At 70.6% G+C, this 21772-nt stretch carries 14 protein-coding genes; 11 read left to right on the top strand and 3 right to left on the bottom strand.

Annotated features, from left to right (window positions below; all coding sequences use genetic code 11):
• Positions 1 to 4 precede the first annotated feature (4 nt).
• Both IPH07_23210 and IPH07_23205 read left to right on the top strand, forming a co-directional pair.
• On the top strand, positions 5 to 1453 hold the full coding sequence (locus IPH07_23210; GenBank protein MBK6920328.1) for a polysaccharide pyruvyl transferase family protein: 1449 nt from the start codon (positions 5 to 7) through the stop codon (positions 1451 to 1453).
• A gap of 220 nt (positions 1454 to 1673) precedes the next feature.
• Positions 1674 to 3626, top strand: coding sequence for a hypothetical protein (locus tag IPH07_23205; GenBank protein ID MBK6920327.1), 1953 nt, complete (start codon positions 1674 to 1676; stop codon positions 3624 to 3626).
• Positions 3627 to 3645: 19 nt separating this feature from the next.
• Here the strand turns inward: IPH07_23205 and IPH07_23200 are convergent, their stop codons facing one another.
• A complete protein-coding gene (locus IPH07_23200; GenBank protein ID MBK6920326.1) occupies positions 3646 to 4437 on the bottom strand; it encodes a dimethylargininase in 792 nt (263 codons plus the stop codon).
• A gap of 160 nt (positions 4438 to 4597) precedes the next feature.
• Between IPH07_23200 and IPH07_23195 the strand changes: the two genes are divergently transcribed.
• The 9 genes from IPH07_23195 (at position 4598) to IPH07_23155 (ending at position 18629) form a co-directional block, all read left to right on the top strand.
• On the top strand, positions 4598 to 5263 hold the full coding sequence (locus tag IPH07_23195) for a hypothetical protein (GenBank protein ID MBK6920325.1): 666 nt from the start codon (positions 4598 to 4600) through the stop codon (positions 5261 to 5263).
• Positions 5264 to 5493: 230 nt separating this feature from the next.
• Positions 5494 to 5892, top strand: a complete 399-nt coding sequence (locus tag IPH07_23190; protein ID MBK6920324.1) for a hypothetical protein — start codon at positions 5494 to 5496, stop codon at positions 5890 to 5892.
• 30 nt (positions 5893 to 5922) lie between these two features.
• A complete protein-coding gene (locus IPH07_23185) occupies positions 5923 to 8148 on the top strand; it encodes a hypothetical protein (protein ID MBK6920323.1) in 2226 nt (741 codons plus the stop codon).
• A 6-nt stretch (positions 8149 to 8154) separates the two neighbouring features.
• Positions 8155 to 11043 carry a protein kinase gene (locus IPH07_23180; protein MBK6920322.1) on the top strand — a complete coding sequence of 963 codons (2889 nt, stop codon included), beginning with the start codon at positions 8155 to 8157 and terminating at the stop codon, positions 11041 to 11043.
• A 9-nt stretch (positions 11044 to 11052) separates the two neighbouring features.
• Positions 11053 to 11883 carry a creatininase family protein gene (locus tag IPH07_23175; GenBank protein ID MBK6920321.1) on the top strand — a complete coding sequence of 277 codons (831 nt, stop codon included), beginning with the start codon at positions 11053 to 11055 and terminating at the stop codon, positions 11881 to 11883.
• A 142-nt stretch (positions 11884 to 12025) separates the two neighbouring features.
• Positions 12026 to 13963: a VCBS repeat-containing protein gene (locus IPH07_23170; GenBank protein ID MBK6920320.1), complete on the top strand. Its 1938-nt coding sequence runs from the start codon at positions 12026 to 12028 to the stop codon at positions 13961 to 13963.
• Between the two features lie 62 nt (positions 13964 to 14025).
• Positions 14026 to 15945: a hypothetical protein gene (locus tag IPH07_23165; GenBank protein MBK6920319.1), complete on the top strand. Its 1920-nt coding sequence runs from the start codon at positions 14026 to 14028 to the stop codon at positions 15943 to 15945.
• The gene (locus tag IPH07_23160) at positions 15945 to 16970 is read left to right on the top strand and encodes a hypothetical protein (GenBank protein MBK6920318.1); all 1026 of its coding nucleotides are present in this window, start codon (positions 15945 to 15947) and stop codon (positions 16968 to 16970) included. The genes IPH07_23165 and IPH07_23160 overlap by 1 nt, the downstream gene beginning before the upstream one ends.
• Positions 16971 to 17024: 54 nt before the next feature.
• The gene (locus IPH07_23155) at positions 17025 to 18629 is read left to right on the top strand and encodes a DUF1501 domain-containing protein (protein ID MBK6920317.1); all 1605 of its coding nucleotides are present in this window, start codon (positions 17025 to 17027) and stop codon (positions 18627 to 18629) included.
• 12 nt (positions 18630 to 18641) lie between these two features.
• On the opposite strand, the gene IPH07_23150 is transcribed toward IPH07_23155, so the two are convergent.
• The gene (locus IPH07_23150) at positions 18642 to 19973 is read right to left on the bottom strand and encodes a DUF1552 domain-containing protein (GenBank protein MBK6920316.1); all 1332 of its coding nucleotides are present in this window, start codon (positions 19971 to 19973) and stop codon (positions 18642 to 18644) included.
• Entirely contained in the window at positions 19970 to 21640 is a 1671-nt protein-coding gene (locus tag IPH07_23145) for a DUF1588 domain-containing protein (GenBank protein MBK6920315.1), read from the bottom strand. Before IPH07_23145 ends, IPH07_23150 begins: the two co-directional genes overlap by 4 nt.
• Positions 21641 to 21772 lie beyond the last annotated feature (132 nt).

Here is a 21772-nt window from a genome sequence, read left to right as displayed (position 1 = left end):
AACCGTGGGCATTCTGTCGCGCATCAAGAACGCGCTCGATCCCGATCGCGTGCTGCAAGAGATCATGAACGGCTTCATCGAGGCCGTTGCCGTCGAGCGTGCGCTCGACGTGCGCCAGGAGACCTGGGCGCCCGGCAAGCCGCTCAAGCTGCTGTTCGCCGGCTACGTCGGCACGCGCAACACCGGCGCCGATGTCCGCGTCGAGGAGATGATCCGGCAGATTCGCCACGTGGTCGGCGACGACGAGCTCGAGCTGACCATCATGACCGTCGACCCCAAGCTGACCGCGGGCTATTTCCGCACGGTGCGGCAGGTCGAGCTGCCGGTGGTGTTCCCCAAGTTCCTGCACGACGAGTGCCCCAAGCACCATGGCGTGATTGCCTGCGAAGGCTCGATGTTCAAGTCCAAGTTCGCCAGCGCGCTCAGCGTGATGATGGCGGGCTCGCTCGGCATCGCCAACGCCGAGGGCAAGCTCAGCGTCGGCTACGGCGCCGAGGCCGGCAACATGACGCCCGCGCTGCGGGACTTCGTGAAGAAGCACTGCCGAAACTCGCTGGTGATCTGCCGCAACGAGCCTTCGCGCGACGTGCTCGGGCAGCTCGGCATCCGCACCACCGGCGGTGCCGATACGGCGTGGACGTTCGAGCCCGCACCGCTGCCGGTCGGCGCCGAGCTGCTGCGCAAGGCCGGCTGGGACGGCAAGACGCCGGTGCTGGTGGTGTGCCCCATCAACCCGTTCTGGTGGCCGGTGAAGCCCGACATCGCGAAGGCGACCGCCATGCGCCTGGTCGGGCAGTACCGCGACGAGCACTACCAGTCGATCTACTTCCACCACAGCTCGCCCGAGGCAACCGCCAAGTACGAGAACTACCTCGACGCGATCGCCACCGGCGTGAACCACTTCGCGTCGACGCGGCCGTGCTTCCCGATCCTCGTGGCGATGGAGCAGCTCGACAAGTACGCCTGTGAGGACCTCGCGCCGCGCTTGAAGACCAACGCACCGATCTTCGGCAGCGCCGACATCCCGATGTTCGAGATGGTGAGCCTGCTGCGCAACTGCACGTGGATGCTGAGCTCGCGCTTCCACGCGGTCGTGACCTCGATGCCGGGCCAGGTCGCGTCGGCCGGCATCACGATGGACGAGCGCATCCGCAATCTCATGAACGACCGTGGGCACTCGCACCTCTTCCTCGAGGTCGACGAGCCCGATCTGGCCGACAAGGTCATTCGCGTGCTCGAGACCGTCGATCGCGATCGCGAGCAGATTCGGCACGACATCGGCCGCGCGGTGCCCAAGCAGCTGGCGCTGATGGGCGGCATGGGCATCGACTTCATGGACGAGGTCGCCCGCGTGTATCCCGAGTTCCCGCGGCGCGAGCTGCCGCGCACGTGGCAGGCCCACCTGCCGCCGATGGAACCGGTGCTGATGAAGCTGCTCGAGACCTACGGCTGATCGCGCGGAATCGACGTCGCCGCACACCGGGGTGGCCCCGGTGGCGCGCGTGACGACGTGACAATGGCCGATCGATCGCGGTGAATCGATCACCGGCGCCTTGACGCGTACGGGTTTCGACGTGCACCCTGGTGGCGGAGGTTCGAATCGGATGCATTCGAGCAGATGCGCCACAGGAATGTGCGCCATCGCGGTGATGATCGCGGTTGGTTGCAATGATATGGACTCCACCCCCGCGGGTGCCGACGGCAGTAGCAGCGGCGGCACCACCGAGGATTCGGGCACCACGTCGGGCACGACGGGTGATGGGGCCGATTCGTCGAGCACGGGTGCGCCCGCACTGTCGTTCTGCCAGGGGGCGTTCGAGGTGCGCTACGACCCGGCGGGGCCGGGTCTGCACGCGTTTCCCGACGATCTATGGACGGAGACTGCCGACACGCGCACGGGGCTGCGGCTGCGATCGCCCATCGACGTGCTCGCGCCCGAGGATCCCATCGTCGGCTTCCCGAGCGTATTCGCGGAGATGGGATCGCTCGATGGGTTCGGTGTCACCGCGCCGGCGTTCGTGCGCGTGACCGGGGCGGTCGATCCGGCGAGCCTGCCGTCGGCGGGCGACGAGACCGACCCGCTCGGCTCCTCGCTGCTGCTCGTCGATCTCGACGCCGAGCCGCCGGCGTTCCTGCCGTTCGACCTGCGCGTGATCGAGGAGAACGGCCTCGACGACGGCACCACGCTGATGCTCGCGCCGCTGCGCCCGCTGCGGGCCGGGGCGAGGCACGCGGTGGTGATGACGCGCGACGTCGTCGACGAGCAGGGCGAGTGCTTCACGCCCAGCACGGCGATGCAGTCGCTGCTGGCGGGTGACACCGATGCCCCCGAGCTGATGCGACTGGGCGGCGGCTACGCGCGCGTGCTCGAGGTCCTGCGCGAGGCCGGCACCATCGCCGAGGCGGACGAACTGTCGGCCGCGGTCGTGTACACCACCGCGACGACCATCGAGCAGAGCATCGACATCGCGGCTGCGATCGCGAGTTCGTTCCCATCGCCGTACACCCTGGACGAGCAGGGTTGCTACCTCACGGGCTACCCGTTCCGCACCTGCGAAGGCACCATCCGCATGGTCGACTTCGCCGACGACGACGGCATCATCCGCGGGGTCGCGCCGGTGTCGACCTTCGAGCTGCCGTTCGTCGCGTATCTGCCGACGCAAGGGCTCGGTCCGTTCCCCACGGTGGTCTACGGCCACGGGCTGACCGGCGACCGGCTGACCGCGTGGTACCCCGCGGCCTACTACCTCGCGCAGGACGGCTTCGCCGTCGTCGCCATCGATGCACCCAAGCACGGCGACCACCCCGACGCTGCGGTCACCAACTCGACCTTCGATCTGCTGGGTCTCAGCAACGATCCGTTCGACCCCTTCGATCCGTTCGACGCGCGGGACAACTTCCGGCAGGCTGCGTTCGACAAGCTCCAGCTGGTGCATCGCCTGCTCGCCGGCATGGACGTGACCGGCGACGGCAACCCCGACCTCGACCCCCAGCGCCTGCTCTACCAGGGTGACTCGCTCGGCGGGGTCATGGGGCCGCAGATGTTGGCGCTGAGCGACGCGTTCGAATCGGCGACGCTGGTCGTCCCCGGCGGCAACCTCACGAACATCGTCGACCAGGCCAGCGAGTTCCAGCCGTTGGTGCTGCTGGTGACGCAGTCGATGTCCGACGACGAGCGGCTGCGGATGCTCGCCGTCACGCAGACGGCGATCGATGGCGGCGATCCGATGACCTTCGCGCCGTGGGTGATCGCCGCTCGCCTGCCCGAGTTCGCCGGCCGTACCCCGCACGTGCTCGCGCAGATGGCGTTGAACGACACGGTGGTGCCCAATTCGTCGACGACCTACCTGGTGCGTGCGCTGGGTATCCCGATCGTCGGTGAGCCGAAGTTCGAGATGCGCGACGTCGCGGTCGAGCTGGGCTTCCCGGTCGTCGGCAACCTTCCCGGGTCGCGCACCGGCGGTCTGTACCAGTACGATGTGATGGCGCGCGGCAACGGCGATGTCGTGCCCGCAACCCACCGCGAGCTGCAGGTCGACCCGTACGCGCTCTCGCAGCAGTGGGTCTTCATGAACAGCGGCGACGCGCCCGAGGGCGCGCAGATCATGGATCCTTTCGGGCCGTAGCGGCTTCGACCGCGGCCTGTCAGGCCACCCAGGCGCCGGCCGGCGGCACGCGCAGCGACAGGCAGGTCAGCGCGCCGTCGCCGGCGTGGATCTGCGAGAGCGCGAGCAGGCGCGGGGCGCCGCCGCGCTTGGCCACCAGCTCGGCGGTGCGCGGGGCCGCGTCGGACATCAGCACGCGGTCGGCGAAGGGCAGCACGTTGGCGCCGGCGGGCTCGGACACGGCGATGCAGTCGAGGCGCAAGGGGGCGAGCGCGTCGATGGTGAAGGCGCCGGGCCAGTACAGCAGGGTGGCGGCGTCGAGCATGGTGCAGGCCGACTTGAGGTGCAGGCCGGCGGCGAGCTGGACCACGTGGGTGCGCAGGCCGAAGCGGGCCGCGAACTCGGTGAGCGCCGCGATGCCGCCCTCGTTCGTGCGCTGGGAGTGGCCGACCACCAGCGTGTCACCGCAACGCATCACGTCGCCGCCATCGAGGGTCGCGGGCCCGTGCATGTGTGTGATCGCCATGCTGCTCGCGAGCACGGCGGCGACCGATGGGGTCTCCTCGCGGCGGGCGAGCGCACCGGGGTGAGTCACGAGCGCCGCGCCATCCACGACGACCGCGGTGTCCTCCACGAACGTCGCGTCGGGGGCGTCGACCAGCGGCGGCAGCCACTGCACGTCGATGCCCGCGTCGCGGAGCGCGGCGACGTAGCCGTCGTGCTGCTGGGTCGCGACGCCGACGTCGATGGCGCAAGGTTGCTCGCGCAGGCAGCGGGCGTAGGCGGTGGAGGGCGCACGCACGAACGCATGGGTCGGAGTCGTCAGGGGCATGGTTCTTCCCGCTTCATGGTGCAGCTTCGCACGGGAGTTGTCGCCCGTCACAGCCGTCGTTGGTCGGCTTCGCATCGTGTCACGGGAACGCTCGGGGTCGGCGAATCCACCGTGCATGCGCGCTGCAGATCCGTGGTGCGCGAAGCAACGGAGCGATCGAATGAACCGTATCCAACTCGTGATGTCCTTGTTCTCGTGTGCCGTGATGCAGGCCTGCGTCATCAGCGGTGACGGTGATACCAACGCCAGCGCCAGCGCGAGCGCGAGCGCCAGCGCCAGCGCCAGCGAGAGCGCCAGCGTGAGTGCCGGCGACTCCGGCGACGACTCCGGCACCGACGGGGACTCGGCGAGTGCCAGCGCGAGCGCCAGTGCGACGGTCAGCGCCAGCGACTCGCAGACTGCGTCGGCATCCGCGTCCGAGAGCGCGAGCGACACGGCCACCGCGTCGGCGAGCGACACCGCGACGGCATCGGCGAGCGACACCAACGCGGACTCCGGCAGCTCCGATGGCGGGAGCGGGGGCGAGACGTCCGGCGACACCGAGTGCCCGCTCGGTGCGTGCGTGCAGGTCTGCGAGCCGGGTGCCACGTGCGACTTCACCTGCGACGGTGGCGGCTGCCAGCAGACCTGCGGTGCCGGGGCGACGTGCACGTTCGGCTGTGCCGGTGGCGGCTGCAACAGCGACTGCGGCAGCGGCTCGATCTGCGAGATCGACTGCCAGCCCGCGGGTGGCTGCGCGGTGACCTGCGACGCCGACGTCGACACCTGCGACGTTGCGTGTCCGGTCGAGCAACCGTGCACCTGCAACGCGCTGCCCTGCGAGTGATCGACGGCGCTTCCGGCCGTCCGCGGCGAACCGGGCCCACCCGCCGAGCCCGGGGCGCCGCGGTTCGCAACGGTGCAGGCTGCTCCACCTGCGGCGCCCAGGCGCCGCGCGCAATGGCCCGCGGGCCGGCCCGCGCAGTCGATTCGGGCTGGCACCTCGGTTGCACAACCCAAGCCCGTGGCCGCCCGCGTCGGCGGCCCCGAACCCACCCGATGCTCAGCCTCACCGCCATGATGCTCGCTTCCGTCCTCGTCGGTCCCGCCCCCGCGGAGTCCACGACGACCGTCATCGTCACGCGCAAGACGGCGCCGACGGGTTCCGGGGTGGCGTGGACGCGCCCGGAGCAGCTCGGCCAGACCCCCGAGCTCCGTGAGCCCTTCGACGGCACGCCGGTGCTCGCGGTGCTGGGGCGCCCGAGCGCGACGTCGGCCGAGCTCCGCGATCCCTTCGACTCGAGCGTCGACGCGGCGGTGGTGCAGACAGCCCGCGGTAGCGGCCTGCGCGATGGCTCGCTGCGTGCGGGTCGGCGTGCCGAGCCGGCCGCGGTCGCGCCGGTCGCCGTCGAGTCTGTGCCGGCTGCACGCGCCGCTGCACGCGGGGAGCTGCGTGAACCGTTCCGGCGCATGTGAAGCCACGCGGTCCGTGTTACCCCTGATGACGTGATTCGCCGTCTGCGTCCGTGGGTCTCGTCGTGCGTGATCGCCCTGCTCGCCGCGGGTGCCTGCAACAAGAAGAAGGACGAGCCCGTCGAGGGCGGAGTCGGCGTGTTGGGCGGCCTGGTGCCGGTGGCGGGGTTCGAGCGGATGCCCGCGCGCAAGCTCGAGGCGTTCGGCGCGAGGCCGGGGTTCATCGCCGACGGCACCGTCTACGCCGCGGTTCGCCTCGGCACCGCCCTGGCGTGGCTGCGCACGCTGCCGTTGCCCGGTGAGGTCTCGCGCGAGCTGGCCGAGTTCAGCATCGAGACCGGCGTCGACTGGCGCTCGGAGGATGTCGTCCAGCGCTTTGCGCTGGCGCCCGATGGGGTCGTGAGCATGACGTTGCTGCGCCCGATCCTGGGTGACGGCAAGCGCATGCGATCGGAGCTGACCGTCGCGAGTGCGGCCCGCGATGCCATCCCCGCGGCGCTGCGCGAGCGTGGCCTCGGGGCTGCGATCCCCGAGCCCTCGCCGCCCGACGAGCCGAAGCCGGTGGAGCGGGCGCCGATGCCGATGCCGGTCCCCGCGACGCCGCCGCCACCCGAGCCCTTGCCGATGGTGGCGCCCGTCGAGCCGCCGCCACCGATGCCCGCCACGCCGCCGACGGAACCCGGCACGCCACCGGATGGCGGTGCCGACGTGGCGATCGAACCAAAGATCGTCGAGCGCGAAGCACCGCAGGACCCCACCGAGCTGGTGCCGATCGAGCCGCCGCCGCCGCCGCCCGGGCCCTCGCCCGAGGCGCTGAAGGCCGCGAACGACGTGATCGATCGCGCCGGTGCGATGGCGTTGCACTCGCGGTTCGTCGTCGGCGTGACCGACCCGCGGCCCTTGGTCGATCACCTGCGCACGAAGCTGCCGGCCGAGGCCACGCGCGAGTGGTCGGGTGAGTGCGCGACACTGGGCGCGACCCTCTGCATCGGTGATCGCGACGCGCTCGTGGTGGTCCGCGGCACGCAGGACGCGGTGACCTTCGACGTGTTCCTCTTCCTGCTGCGGCTGCCGCCGGGGACCGCACCGCAGCGCGCGGCGATCCGCGAGGCGCTTGCAGTGGCGCCGATCACCGAGGGGCCCGCTTTCGATCTGCGCGGCGCGGCGTCGGCGTATCTCGACGCCGGCGGCTTGGTCGACTTCGTCGAGGTCGACGCCATGCGTCGCGCGTTGTCGTCGTACACCTGGGGCGACGGGCCCGATGGTGCCCGCGAGGCCTTCGAGCGCGGCGATCCGCTGCTGCAGATGGCCTCGGTACCGCTGCTCTTCCGCGGTGCGCGGCTCGATCTCGACGTGCTCGAGGGCGATGGTCTGCACGCGCAGGTGCGGTGGATCGCAGACCCGAGCTCGGGCGACGACGTCGCGGCCCTGTTGGCGGGTCCGACACCGAAGTGGCAGGTGCCGACCCATGCAGCGCTGTGCGACGGGGCGCTGGCGTGTTTCCGTACCGCGGGCGCGCCGCTGCCGTCGCGGCTAGCCGATCGCTTCGCGAAGGGGCCGTGGGATCTGAGCCCCGACGAGCTCGAGCGCAAAGTCGGTTCGCGCTACGAGGAAGCCGCGGCGCTGCACGTGCTTGCGGCCAGCTGGCCCAACCTGCTCGGCACCGTGGCGCACTGGCCGGAGCGCGAGGCCGGCAAGGGACCCGAGGCGACGATGGCTCGCAACTTCGCCGAGGTGTTCGGGCGCATCGAGGGCGCGGGCGGTAGCCTGCGCAGCCTCGCGGTGGCGCGCCGATCGGCGAAGGCCGACTTCGCGGTGTACCTGCGCACCAACGCGACCGACGCGGCGATGCCCCGCGGTGCGCTCATGCTCGCGGATCAGTCGATGAGTGAGGCGACGCTGGGCGAGCGCCTCGGGAGTGCGTGGACCTGGAAGGCGCCGACCGACGAGTTCTCGCTCATGCTCGTGTCCCGCACCGACCCCACCACCGACGCGTCGCCGAGCCAGAGTGGATGGGTCGCCATGGTCGATGGCCTCGAGCGCATGGCGTGGCTGCTCGAGCTGCCCGCCGAAGATGCCCACGGACCGTCGGCGTACCTCGAGATTCCCGACCTCGGTCGACTGCTGTCGTCCTTCGGTGAGATCGATCGCGAGCTCGAGGTCTTCCGCGGCTACACGATGGGCCGTGGGCTGCGGATGATGCTGGACTTCGACGGCGCCGAGCCGGTTCTCACCGCGAGCTTCGCCCGCGTACAATGAGCCGTCATGGGTCCGCGCGAGCCACCGGAGCCCTCGCAGGACCTCGTCAGCGGTGGTGAGACCACCTTCGTCGAGGGCCTCGGCGAAGGCGACGCGGATGCGCCGGTCGCGGGCCGCACGATCGGGCGCTACGTCGTGCTGTCGACGCTCGGCGCTGGTGCGATGGGCGTGGTGGTGTCGGCGTACGACCGCGATCTGGATCGACGCGTCGCCATCAAGCTGATGCGGCGCACCGGCGCCGACGGTCGCGAGGCCGGTGCCCAGCGACTGCTGCGCGAGGCCCAGGCGCTCGCGCGTCTCTCCCACCCCAACGTGGTGCCGGTGTTCGATGCCGGGCGGGCCGACGACGGCCGCGTCTACCTCGCGATGGAGCTGGTCGCGGGCGGGACCCTGCGCGAGTGGGTCGCCGCATCCGCTCGGCCGTGGCAAGCGATCGTCGACGTGCTCATCGGTGTTGCCGAGGGCCTCGCGGCGGCCCATCGCGCGCGTATCGTGCATCGCGACTTCAAGCCCGACAACGTCATCGTCGACGCCCGTGGGCGCGGCAAGGTGCTCGACTTCGGGCTCTCGCGCGGCGCCGCCGAGCAGGACGCGCCGCCATCGACGGCGCTGGATTCCTCCGACAGCCTGAGCGATCGACTCACGCGGACGGGCGCGGTCATGGGCACGCCGGGCTACATGGCGCCGGAGCAGCACTTCGGCGGCGCCGTCGATGCGCGGGCCGATCAGTATGCGTTCTTCGTGACGCTGTTCGAGATGCTCTACGGCGCGCGCCCGTTCGAAGGGCGGACCGTCGAAGCCATCGCCCACGCGAAGTGGCGCGGCGAGCTGCACGAGCGACCGTGGCGAGGTCCGGGCGCGGCACCGCCACCTCGCCTGCTGGCGTTGGTGCGGCGCGGGCTCGCGCGTGCGCCCGACGAGCGCTTCGCCTCGCTCGACGAGGTCGCGGAGCTGCTGCGAGCGCTGCGCGCCCGATCGCGCCCGCGGTGGCCGCTCGCCCTCGCCGCCGTGGCGCTGGTCGGCACCGGTGCGTTCGTGTTGCAGCCGCGCGCGGATCGGTGCATCGACGAGGTCGATCCACTGGATGCAGTCTGGGACGGCCCGCGCCGCAGCGCGTTGGTCGAGAGCTTCGCTGCGGCGCGTACCCGTGCGAGCGAGGGTGTCACCGCTGCCGTCACGCAGGCACTCGACGAGTACGCCGAGGCGTGGCGCGAGCTGCATGCGCGCACCTGCCGGGCGGGTGAGCTGGACTCCACTCGGGTCGACGTCATCACGTCGTGTCTACGACGCAATCGCGCGGGTCTGCTGGCGGCCGTCGATGCGTTGTCCGTGGGTGGCCGCGACGTCGTGCATCGATCGCTGGACGTGGTCGAGACGCTCGAACCAATTGCCGCCTGCGAGTCGCCGGACCCGGCCTCGGTGAGCTCGGTGCGCTCGAGGACGCCAGCGCAGCGCGAGCAGCTCGAGGCCGCGCTGGGGCAGATCGAGGGCGCACGGGTCTACGCCGACGCCGGCCAGTACGAGCACGCGCGCATGCTCGCCACCGAGGCGCTCGCGCAGGCGCAGCGCACCGGCGACGCACGGGCGATCGCCAACGCCTACCTCGTGCTGGGTCTCGTCGACACCCGCAGGGGTCGCCTGGACGCGGGCGATGCCGACTACCGCGATGCCTTCGTCACCGCCACCGCCGCGGGTGACGACCCATTGGCGATGCAGGCCGGCTTTCGTTTGACGTTTCTCCACGCCGGCGAGCGCTCCGACCTCGCATCGGCGAGCGAGTGGCTGCGTGCCTCCGAAGCGGTGATGCAGCGGCTGCCCGAGCTGCCGCCGCTGGAGCTCGCGCGATGGCACGAGGTCGCCGCGCAGGTCCGCGAGCTCGAAGGCGCCGACGGCGAGGCGGTGCTGCACCTGCAGCAGGCGCTGGCCGTGCGCATGGCCAACGAGGCCCCGGATTCGCGTGCGATCCTCCACCTGCGCAACAACCTCGGCAGCGATCTGGTGCGCCTGGGGCGGTTGAGCGAGGGCATCGAGATGCACGAGCTGACGCTCGCGAAGCGACGTGAGCGACTCGGCGAGGGGCATCCGGACGTCGCGATGTCGCTGCTCAACCTGGCGCACGCGCACCTGTATGCCGGGCAGACCCGCATGGCGCTGTCGGATCTCGCCGCCGCCGAACCCATCATCGCGGGCGCGCTCGGTCATGCCCATCCTTGGATGGTGAACCTCCGCATCACGCGGGCCAGCGCGCGGGCCTCGCTGGGCTACTTCGACCTCGCCCATCTCGACGTGCAGTTCGCCGTGGCGATGAATGGCCTGCGTTTCGGTGCGCGCGATGCCTCGGTCGGCATTGCGCTGAACGTCATGGGCGGCATCTACTTCGATGCGGGGCTCGACGAGGCCGCGCGCGAGGCCTTCGGTCGTGCGATCGAGCTCGGGGATGCGGCCGGCTCGCGCGGTGAGGTCGGTGGTGCCTACGCCCGGGCCAACCTCGCCAACATCGAGATCCGCGCGCATCACCTCGAGGTCGCCCAAGCACTGCTCGAGCGGGCCCGCGCGACCTTGATCGAGCGCTTCGGAGCCGAGCACGCCGATCTCACACTGGTGACGATCCAGCTCGCCACGGTGCGCAACGAGCTTGGACAACCACGGGAGGCGATGTCGCTGCTCGACGAGGCGGCGCGCAGGCAGGCGGCGGCGCAGGCCGGCGGCGGCGAGCCACGCCCGCAGCTGGCGTTCGAGCGGGGGCGGGCGCTGTGGCAGCTCGGCGAGCTGGCGGCCGCGCGCGAGCAGGTCGAGCACGCGCGTGCGGTCGTGGCGGACAGCGTGGAGCTGCCGGTACCCGTACTGACGCGCTACGAGACATGGTTGCGTGAGCATCCGTTGCCGGGGAGCTGAGGGATCCACATGGTGAAGCGCGCCACGATCGCACTGGCCGCGGCCATGCTGGGCTGCCCGGCCACCCCGCACACGCCGGTGCCCACGATCACGCAGCCGCAGCTCCGCGGCGTCGTGCTGGCCGATCTCACCTGGCAGCAGGCCGAGCAGGCCCTTCGACCCGAGACGGTGGTGGTGTTCGCGTTGGGGGCTGCGAGCAAGGAGCACGGCCCGCACCTGCGACTCGACAACGATCGCACGCTCGCGGCGTACTTCGAGGCGCGGCTGCTCGCGGCCGCAGACGTCGTGGTGGCGCCGATGCTCACGTATCACCACTATCCAGCGTTCGTGCAGTACCCCGGCTCGATCACGCTGCGGCCCGAGGTCGCGCGTGACCTCGTCGTCGATGCTTGCCGATCCCTGGCGCGGTTCGGACCACGCCGGTTCTACATCGCAAACACCGGCATCTCGACGCTCGGGCCGCTGCGCGAGGCCGCCGACGTCTTGGCCGACGAGGGCGTGCTGCTGCACTTCACGGACCTCGCGCGGGCGCTGGGCGAGGTCGAGGCCGCAGTCGCCGAGCAACCCCGCGGCTCCCATGCCGACGAGATCGAGACCTCGATGATCCTCTACATCGCGCCCGATCGCGTCGACATGTCCAAGGCCGTGCGGGAGGTGCCGCTGAAGCAGGGCCGCGGCTTCGACCGCGAACCCGGGGGGGCCGGCACACTGTCGCGCTCGGGCGTGTGGGGCGACGCGACCCTGGCGCGCGTCGACAAGGGACGCGTCGTGGTCGAGGCGCTCGTGGCCGCGATGCTCGACGATCTCGAGCGACTGCGCGCCAGCACGCCGCCGTCGTAGTCGGCACTGGCGATTGTCGAGCACACCGACCGGAAATGTGGGCGCGAGCGGGTGTCCATAGCTCGAACCACCGCGACCGCGATGCGCAACGGGCCTGGCTGCGCCCCTGCGCGAGTGTCTGTCGCGATCGAGGGGGAGTGCCATGGGACGAGCGACCACGCTCGGCCTCGTGTTGTGCGCGGGATGTTCGTCATCGCCGTCGGCCCACGATGCCGGAGACAACGACACGGGGGGGATCACGCTCGGCACGGGCGGCAGCGAGTCCGACGGCGGCGTCGCGCAGGACAGTGGCGGCGACCCGACGCTGGCGGTCGATCTCGGCGCCGCCGATGACGGCCTGGGCCCCAGCAGCTGCGCAGAGCAACAGCCGCCGCCGCTGCAGGTCGCGATCGATCCGAGCTGCGCCGCGGCGCCGGTGATCGGGACCTTCGATCCGATCGTGAAGTGGTCGGTGTCGTCGTGGGCGGTCGGGCCGGGATCGTCCGAGAGCGCCATGACGCCGCTGGTGCTGCAGCTCACCGACGACGACGGCGATGGCTTCATCGATCATCGCGACACTCCCGACGTACTCGCGCTCACCTATGGCGGCGGCTATCTGCGGGGCCTCTCCGGCGACGACGGCACCCCGGTGCTCGATGCGGTCGCGCAGGGCTTCGGGCGCGCCGATGGGCTGGCGGCCGCCGACATCGACAACGACGGCATCGTCGAGATCGTCGGCATCAACGGTGGCACCAGCAACGGCACCCCGATTGCGTTCGAGCACGACGGCACCGTCAAGTGGATGGGGCCGTCGCTGGCGGGTCATGTGTCGCCGAACGACTCGACGCCGGCGTTCGGTGACATGAACGGCGATGGCTGGACCGAGATCGTGATGGGTCGAGCGATCCTCGATGCCAACGGGACCCTGCTGGCCACCGGCGCGTACGGCTGGGGCTCGCACAACGGTGACGCGAGTCTGTCGTTCCCCGCCGATGTCGACGGCGACGGCATGCAGGAGGTCGTGGTCGGCAACGCGCTCTATCGCATGGATGGCACCGATGTCTGGCACATCGGCGATGGTGACGGCTACCCGGCCATCGCCGACTTCGATCTCGACGGCGTGCCGGAGATCGTGGTCGTGCGTGCGGGCCACGTCGCCATCCACGAGTCACTGGACGGCGCGTTGCGTTGGAACACCGCGCTGCCGACCTCCGCCGGCGGCCCGCCGACGGTCGCGGACTTCGACGGCGACGGACGGCCGGAGGTCGGCGTGGCCTCGTCGAGCGCCTACTCGGTGTTCGACGACGACGGGAGCCTGCTGTGGACCCGCACCACGCAAGACCTCTCGTCGGGCGTGACCGGTTCGTCGGTCTTCGACTTCGAGGGCGACGGCATCTCGGAGATCGTCTACGCCGACGAGCGGCGGCTGTGGGTGTTCTCCGGCAACGATGGCACCGTGAAGCTCGAGTTCGATGGCCACTCGAGCGGCACGCGCCTCGAGTACCCGGTGGTTGCCGACCTCGACAACGATGGACACGCCGAGATCGTCGTGGTCCACGAGCACTACCAAGCCAACTACGCCGGCGTCACCGTCGTCGCCGACGCCAACAACTCGTGGCGGCCCGCGCGGGGCCTGTGGAACCAGCACGCCTATCACATCTCGCACATCGACGACGACGGTGGCGTACCGCTGGCACCGACGGCGAGCTGGCTCGATCACAACTCGTTCCGCGCCGGCGACCTCTATCCCAACGACGGGTTGGCCCAACCCGACGTCGTGCTCGACGCCGCGACGTGCTCGAGCTGTGTCGGGACCGAGCGAACGGTATGGATCCAGCTCGGCAACGCCGGCGCAGCGGCGCTGCAGCAGGGCGCCGATCTCGAGGTGCGTGGCGTCGACGGGCAGGGCGGCGCGCTGCTCGACACGGTGCCGTTCACCGACGTGTTGGCAGCGGGCGCGACCTCGGATCTCCTCGAGGTCGTGGTCGATACGGCGGACTACGACACCATCGAGGTGCGCGTGGTGCTGCACGAGGACGAGTGCGAGGCGACCGAGCCCGTGGTGATCGCGCTCGAGGCCTGTGATCCACCGGCGGGTTGATCGCGGCACGAGCGGAGGTCTGCACGCCGCACCCGCGGCCTGCGGCCCCCAGCTGCGATGGCGTGAGCCATTTCTGCGGCGCGGTGCGACTGCTGTCGATGCCCGAGGGCATCCGCATGCAGCGATCTCGAACGACCTCGAAGGAATGGCTGCTCGCGGCGGCCCTGCTGCCGCTTTCGGCCTGTGGCAGCTGCGATGGTTCGCGTGCCCACGCCGATGGCACCGCGAGCGCCGACGGTGACAGCGGTGCCAGCGGAGACAGCTCCGCGGGTCCGTGCGCCGAGACCGGCGACGCGCCGGACGACTCCACCGGAGGCGTCGAACCGCTCGACGACGTGCTGCCAGCGCCGCGCTTGTTGCGACGGGCGAGCCTCGCGTTGCTCGGGGTGCCACCCACCGATGCACAGCTCGAGGCGATCGTCGCGCTGGACGACGAGGCCGCGCAGCTCGCCGCGGTGGATGCCTTCGTCGCCGACGCGCTCGAGGACGAGCGGTTCTACGAGATCACCTTCGAGATGGCGAAGGCGTGGCTCAACGTCCGCTTCATCGATCGCACGGCCGATGCGCCGGAGTACGGGCCGAAGCAGCAGCGGGTGCTGGCGCCCTGTGAAGACGGCACCGCACACGCGGGCGCGCTGCACTACTGGCGCAACGACTACAACCTCGACGAGGGCGCGTGCGATGCCGGTTCACCGTCACTCACGATCGAGGCGTGGTGGGCCCCCGGCGCGATGGTGACCCTCGTCGGCAACGCCGCGAACACCTCGGACACCGGCACCGGCTACTCCAACGGCAACCCCATCGAGATCGTGTGCAGCGATGGCAACCAGGCCGCGGGCAGCTGCGGGTGCGGGCCCCATGCGAGCTCGTGCTGGCTCGATCCCGGCACCTACCCCGGCTACGGTGCCTATCTCGAGGGCAACCCCGACGGACAACGCCGCCTGCTCGCAGAGGAGCCGGCGCGACTGTTCGCGCATCTGGTGTGGCACGACCGGCCTGCGACCGACCTCGTGCTCGGCACCTACTCGGTGGGCCCCACCGAGGTGCAGGTCGCGTACGTCGTGCAGGGGATCGCCGGTGGTCGCAACGAGCTCGCCGACGACACCCGCTGGTGGCGGCCCGCCGACTACGCCGGCGAGCCGGTCGACCCGCTGCACGAGGCGGGCGATCCCAAGGCGTGGCGCGAGTACCAGGTGCCGGACCGCAACCCGTTCTTCTTGGCCGATCGCAGCTATCACTACGATCCGCGAGACGACGCGGGGCCGTCGCAGGGCATCCCCGCGGCGGGCATGTTGACCTCGATCGGCTTCCTCGCCACCTATCCACGCGAACGGCTTCGGGCCGCGCGGGCGCTCGAGGTGCTTGCGTGCGAGCAGCTGTTGCCGCCCGCCGCCGGCGTCGAGTTCAACCCCTACGTCAGCGATCCGGGTCGCGAGGGCCCGTGTCAGAACTGCCATCGACGCATCGACCCGGCCGCGCTGCACTTCAAGCGCTACGCCAAGGCCGGCGCCGCGTTCGAGGGATTCGGCGCGCACTACTACATGCCTGGCGTCGGTGAACGCTGGCAGTTCGACCCGGTGTGGCGCACCGGCGACTACCCGTATCACGCCGAACCGTTCGCGCAGTGGAACAAGTGGTACGCGCCCGACACGTTGATGACGCCGGTGAGCGCGGCCGAGGCCGAGGCCGACCCCAACGTGTTGTTCCTCGACTACCTGCCGCCCGACGAGACCCTGCTCGGGCAGACCAGTGATGGCACCGTGGGCCCGCTCGGCTTCGCGAAGATGATCGTCGCGGCGGGCGCGTTCGATCGCTGCGTCGTGCGACGCCTGCACGAGCGTGTGATCGGCCGCGACATCGATCCCGCCCTCGAGTCGGGCTACCTCGAGGCGCTCACACAGGAGTTCGTCGCCGGCGATCGCGTGGTGCGAACGTTCATCCAGTCGCTGACCAAGAGCGACTCGTTCCGGAGGGGCCGCTGATGTCACGCCACACGACACTGCTGGCGATCTCGTGGATCGTGCTGGCGTCGCCCGCCATCGGCTGCGATCACGCCGGCGCGGTGCCCTCGCAGGCCCGCTGCGCAGACGGCCCCTCGCCCGACGAGCGCGAGCAGAACCTCATCATCTTCGAGGGCCTCAAGCCCGCGTGCGAGGGCTGCCATATCACTGGCGCGCGCGGGTACTTCGCGTCGATCGAGTCCTTCGAGGCGCTGGTGGCCTACGACCCCGCGGTCGTCACCGCTGGCGATCCCGACGGCAGCCCGCTGGTGAAGCTGCTCGAGGGCAAGGGTGACGGCGCGTTCACGCAGATGCCCCCGGGCGGGCCGACCTACGCCGATCTCGTGGACGCGGGGCTCTACGAGCTCGACATGGCCGACATCCGCGCGTGGGTGACCGAGCTCGGGGACCACGCGAAGGACCCGAATCCGCTGGCGAGCGCGCCACGCATCACGCGGATGTCGGCCCCCGAGATCCAACGCTCGCTCTACCAGCAGCTCGGCCTGGGCGAAGACGACTTCTTCTCGCCTGCGAGCAACTACTCGGTGCCCCACAAGACCGCGCAGGGCGACGAGAAGTATCCGATGAGCTCGGCGGAGGCGATCCCGGCGCCCTTCGAGTCGCTGCCGGTCGAGCGCTTCGCCTCGCTGGGCGGTGGCTCGGCGATGTACCAGCGCAAGGCCGACCCCACGCTGTCGCCGAGCTTCGCCGGCACGCTCGCGCAGGTCTCCCAGCGGTGGTGCGCGATGGCCATCGACAAAGCCGACAACACCGCGCTCTTCGATGGCGGCGCCACCAGCTCGACCGGAAGCGCCGACGCGGCCGCGGTGAAGGCCGTGATCACGCGGTGGTTCCTGCACTTCCATGCCGCGCCGGCCGAGCCCGCGGAGGTCGATCGCGTGTTCGACGAGCTGTTCGTGCCGCTCGAGACCGGAGCCGACAGCCGTACCGCGTGGATCGGCACGTGCTCGTACTTCATCCGTCACCCCGACTGGGTCTTCTACTGACGCCTTGCGCCGCGCGACGACACGGTTCCGCACTACCGCACCATGGAGCACCCGATGAAGACCACCCGCAGAAACCTCCTCCTGGGCTCGCTCGGCGCGCTGCAGCTGGCGTTGCTGCAGCGTTTCGGCATCCGCTCGGCCAAGGCCGGGCCGAGCCCGAACGGCCCCACCAAGCTGCTGTGCATCTGGCTGGACGGTGGCTGCAACTGGGAGCACATCTTCGCGCCGTTCAGCGGTGCGGGCATCGACAAGCTGATCCGCCCGCCCGAGGGTGGCATCCACCCCTTCGGCTACTCGAAGCAGATGGTGCGCTGCTTCGACGGCAGCCAGCCCGATCTGGGATCGACCTCGACGGTGCGGAAGATCTGCGGCCCGGTGTTCTGGAACGACGCGGACCCGGCCGACACCACCGGCAGCAACCCACTGTCCGGTGGCACGCAGACCTTTCGACCATGGGGCTACTCGTGGGTCGATCCCAAGTACCGCCTGTACGAGCGAGCGTGCGTGCTGGTCGGCGCCGATCAGGGCACCGCGTCCCATGCCAGCGGCATCGTTGCGAGCATGTGCGGGGTCGCGGGCTCGACCTTCCGCGCGCCGTCGGTGCAGGCGGTGGTGGCCAATTACATGTCGACGTACTTCCCCGACCGGCCGGTACCCAATGCGTTCCTCGGCGGCACGCCGCCGTTGTCGGGCGAGCTGCCATCGACCGCGTCGCCGTACGGGTTGTCGAGTCTTGCGATGGTCGAGTCGACCATCTCCGATCGCCGCGACGGTGCGTGGGCGGGCCTGCGCGAGCGCACCAACGTGCCCGCGCTCGACTGCAACGGGCAGCCCGCCGACGGCACCCTGCCGCTGACGCGCACCGATGACCTGGTGCTGTCGGCGATCCGCGCTCGCAAGGGCGCCTCGAGCAGCGGCAGCGATGCGCTGTACGCCCAGCTGTACGACATGAACGTCGGCGTCAGCAAGACGATCGCGCGCGACGTCCTGACCGCGCTCGACAACACCGTGGGGTTCGAGCATCTCGCCGACGACGCGCTCTACTCCGGCGGCGCGATGGCGACGGCGTGCATCGGCTCGGCGGATTCATGCGGCCCCATCCGCTCCTGCGCCGATTTCGACTTCGCGCTGCGCTTGCTCAAGTCGGACCTCGTCACCAGCCTGACCGTGCGCGCCACCAGCATCACCAACTTCAGCTTCGACGTGCACTTCTCGGGTGGCGCACGCGCGCAGACCAGCCACCTTCGCATCGCGTTCGAGGCCATCGGACAGATGTTGAACGAGATGCAGCTGACACCCGCGAGCTCCGGCAACGGCAGCCTCCTGGACGAGACGCTCGTCTACATCTACAGCGACTTCGGTCGGACATTCGCCCGCAGCGGCGAGGACGGCACCGATCACCATCCCGCCACCTGCGGCATCCTCGTGGGCGGCAGCGTGCGCGGCAATCAGATGCTCGGTGGTTACGACGAGGCTGCGGTCGGCTCGCCGTTGGGCGCGCCGGTGGGCCTCATCGAGGAGTCTGGCGAGACCAGCGTGCGACCGCCGACCTCGCAGGACATCGCGGCGACGGTCATCCGCGCGTTCGGGCTCGAGCCCGGCGCGGACTTCTTCATCCCGGGTGGCTACGGGGTCTTCGACGGCGCGCTGGATCTGTAGGCGCGAGCGTCGTCAGGTGTCGAACAGCCCCGGGATCGGCCCCGTGGAGGGCTCGACGAGATCGTCGAGCGCGATGCCCATCACCGGGGCGATCGAGCGCCAGACATCGTTGCTGTTGCGACCGCCACCGTCGAACACGATGCCGCGGTTGGTGAGGCCGACGCCGTCACCCCCGAAGAGCACGAACGGCATGTTGGTGTGGCGGTGATCGACACCCTGGGCGATCTCGCTGACGTACCACACGAGCGTGTTGTCGAGCAGCGCGCCACCGACCACGGGATCGTCGGCGTCGCGGAGGGCGGCGATGAGCTTGGCGGTCTGCTCGGAGTACCAGCGGTCGATGGTCGTCAGGCCGGCGCGGTCGTTCTGGTGCGAGAGATCGTGGTGGTTCGAGCCGTTGACCGGTGACAGATGGTTGTCCGCCGCGTTGCCGGCCCACATGAAGGTCACCGTGCGGGTGAGATCGCAGCGGAACGCGGCGACGATGATCGCGAACATCGCCTCACCAATCGCCGCGAGCGCATCGGCCGAGCCGGCGGCGTCGCCGAAGCCGTCGGGGAGCATCGGCGGTGAGCAGCTCGGCAACACGCCGTCGAGCTGCATCTCGAGCTCGCGAATCGCATCCTCGTGGGCGTCGAGATCCGGCCGTCGCTCGGCCGGTACCTGGGCGCGCACCCGCGTGAGATCGCCGCGCACGAAGTCGAGCACGCTCCGACGCCCACGCACGCGCGCGCTCGGTTGGCCGTTCGCGTCGGGGTCGAGGTCGGCGAACAGCCGATCGAAGGCGGCGGTGGGATTCGTCTCGGGGTAAAGCGGGCTCGCGGCGCCCAGGAACGACAGCGCGCGCGAGGGCTCGTCGCCGGCGGGCCCGGCATTCCAACCGCCGAGCTGCAGTGAGCCAATCGGTCGTCCCGACAGCGCGGGCGCATCCCGTGACAGTCGCTGATCGAGGGACTCCTGCGTGTTCCAGTAGCTGTCGTTGCCCGGCAGCATCGCGCCACCGCGCGGCGCACCGGTCATGAGGGTGATCGAGCCGAGACCGTGGGGGTCGCCGTCGGTCTGCACGGTCGCCTCGACGTTCACGTTGCGCAGCGCGACCGCGCGATCCCACACGCCGTCGAACGGCTGCAGGATCGTCCCGCGGGTGTCACCGACGAGCCAGTTCTCGTCGATCGATCCGTTGGGGCGCGACACCACCACCAGCCGCTTCGGGCCCGCCGGGATCTCGGCGCGGCCGATCGATTCGGCGAGCCAGTACGCGAGCACGCTCGAGCCACCGGCGACCTTCAAGAACCACCGGCGATCGCGGCGGAAGCTGCGGAGCGCGTCGAGAATCACGGTCATGGCTCACCTCCGGTGCGCTGGCGCAGGCCCGGCCACAGTGCGATGGCGCGGAGCAAGCCCGCGAGGTCTCCGCCCGAGGCATCGAACTCGGCCGCGAGCGGCTCGATGACGCAGCGGTCGGCCTGCTCGAGGCTGCGTCCGAGCGCGTAGCCGACGAACCTCTCGGTCACGCACGCGTGCACCGTCTCGCTGGCCGCGAGCTCGGCAGACAGCTGCAGCGCGTCGTCGACGTGGGCCTGCACGTCGGCCAGGTCGAGGTCCCACGCGCTGTCGATCGCCACCGGCCCCATCGAGGTCTCGATCTCGTCGCGGTAGCGGCCCACGCGATCGTAGTGCTCGAACGCGACCCCCAACGGATCGAACAGGCGGTGGCAACCGGCGCACGGACTCGTGCTCGCGCGCACCAACATGCGCTCGCGTTCGGTCTCGTACATGCCGTTGATCTCCTGGCCCTGCGCGACGTTGTCGGCGGTGGGCGGCGGTGGCGAGACGCACAGGAGATTGCGCGTGACGAGCAGGCCGCGGTGGATCACCGACGACTCGTCGGCGCTGGACTCGAGCGCCATCAGGCCCGCGCGCGTCAGCAGACCGGCGCGCTCGGTCGCCGGCAGCTCGACGGTCTGGCCCGCCGGTGTGACGGCGACGCCGTAGAGCTCGGCGAGCGCGGCGTCCTCGACGGTGGCTTCGCGCGACATCAACAGGTCGGTCAACGATCCACCCGGGCGCGACAGCACCGTGTCGACCAGCGCCTCGGATTCGACCCGCATGGCCGCGAACAGGGCCGAGTCGACGTCGTGCTTGGTCAGCTCGGAGATGCGGTGCAGGTCGAAGAAGCGGCCGTACGCGACGCGGAGCTGCTGCGCGCCGGCCGGCGTCGCCAGCAGGCGATCGACCTGACTCGCGATCTGCTCGTCGGACTCGAGCTCGCCATCACGGGCGGCTCGCCACAGCTCGTGGTCGGCAACGGTGTCGGTCAGGAACAGCGCGAGGCGTCCGGCGAATTGCTCGGCGTCGAGATCATAGCGATCGCCTTGCGTGGCCGGTGCCTCGATCTCGTAGAGGAACGACGGCGACTGCAAGATGGCCTCGATTGCCAGCCGCATGCCCGAGGCATGGTCGCCGCCGATGCTCACGCCCTCGTCGTAGACCGCGTGCAGACCCTCGAGCTCCGCGGTCGTGGCCGCGCGACGGAACGCGCGCGAAGCCAGCTCGTCGAGATTGGCGTCGGCACAGGCCGAGAGCTCGCCCTCGCAGGCGGTCCACGGCGCACCCGCGACTGTGGCCTCCGCGGCAGCGGCCTCGGCCATGACCTGGAACTTGCTCGCGACCGCACCGGTCACCGCGGACGGCTGGTCGGGCACGAAGCGTTCCGCGTCGCCGGGGATCGTCGCGAGTTCCGGACGCGCGACACCCAGGAGACTCGCGACGGCGTTGGCCACGTGGCGGTCGGGCACGCGGGCGGCAAAGCGAGGAACGGCGGCCTCGCAGCCCGGCTCTCCACCGGTGGCGCTGTCGTCGGTGCCCGCGTCGGCGCCGGCGTCGTCGGCAGTTCCCGCGGCATCGCCCGCCCCGGCCGGGTTCGCGATGCCGGCGTAGCACCCGACGCTCGCGATGGAGGTGATCGCGAGCGCGATCGCGGCTGCGCTCGGACGTGCTGTTCGTGCCATCGCGGATCCCCTGCTCCGGTATCGCACGATGCGGCGGATGCCCGCCAAAGGTTTGTTCGTCGCCGACAACACCAACCGCGCATCCTCGTGCGTGATTTGCTTCGTCAGGGCTCCCGGAATGCGAGCAGGCGA

This window comes from Deltaproteobacteria bacterium (assembly GCA_016709225.1).
GTDB classification, from domain to species: Bacteria; Myxococcota_A; Polyangia; order Nannocystales; family Nannocystaceae; genus Xiheibacterium; species Xiheibacterium phototrophicum.
This window is presented reverse-complemented; position numbering and strand designations above follow the sequence as displayed.

Coding starts and splice junctions, on each gene's coding strand:
- IPH07_23205 (MBK6920327.1), top strand. CDS start 1,674: ATGGACTCCACCCCCGCGGGTGCCGACGGCAGTAGCAGCGGCGGCACC.
- IPH07_23200 (MBK6920326.1), bottom strand. CDS start 4,437: ATGCCCCTGACGACTCCGACCCATGCGTTCGTGCGTGCGCCCTCCACC.
- IPH07_23195 (MBK6920325.1), top strand. CDS start 4,598: ATGAACCGTATCCAACTCGTGATGTCCTTGTTCTCGTGTGCCGTGATG.
- IPH07_23190 (MBK6920324.1), top strand. CDS start 5,494: ATGATGCTCGCTTCCGTCCTCGTCGGTCCCGCCCCCGCGGAGTCCACG.
- IPH07_23180 (MBK6920322.1), top strand. CDS start 8,155: ATGGGTCCGCGCGAGCCACCGGAGCCCTCGCAGGACCTCGTCAGCGGT.
- IPH07_23175 (MBK6920321.1), top strand. CDS start 11,053: ATGGTGAAGCGCGCCACGATCGCACTGGCCGCGGCCATGCTGGGCTGC.
- IPH07_23170 (MBK6920320.1), top strand. CDS start 12,026: ATGGGACGAGCGACCACGCTCGGCCTCGTGTTGTGCGCGGGATGTTCG.
- IPH07_23160 (MBK6920318.1), top strand. CDS start 15,945: ATGTCACGCCACACGACACTGCTGGCGATCTCGTGGATCGTGCTGGCG.
- IPH07_23155 (MBK6920317.1), top strand. CDS start 17,025: ATGAAGACCACCCGCAGAAACCTCCTCCTGGGCTCGCTCGGCGCGCTG.
- IPH07_23150 (MBK6920316.1), bottom strand. CDS start 19,973: ATGACCGTGATTCTCGACGCGCTCCGCAGCTTCCGCCGCGATCGCCGG.
- IPH07_23145 (MBK6920315.1), bottom strand. CDS start 21,640: ATGGCACGAACAGCACGTCCGAGCGCAGCCGCGATCGCGCTCGCGATC.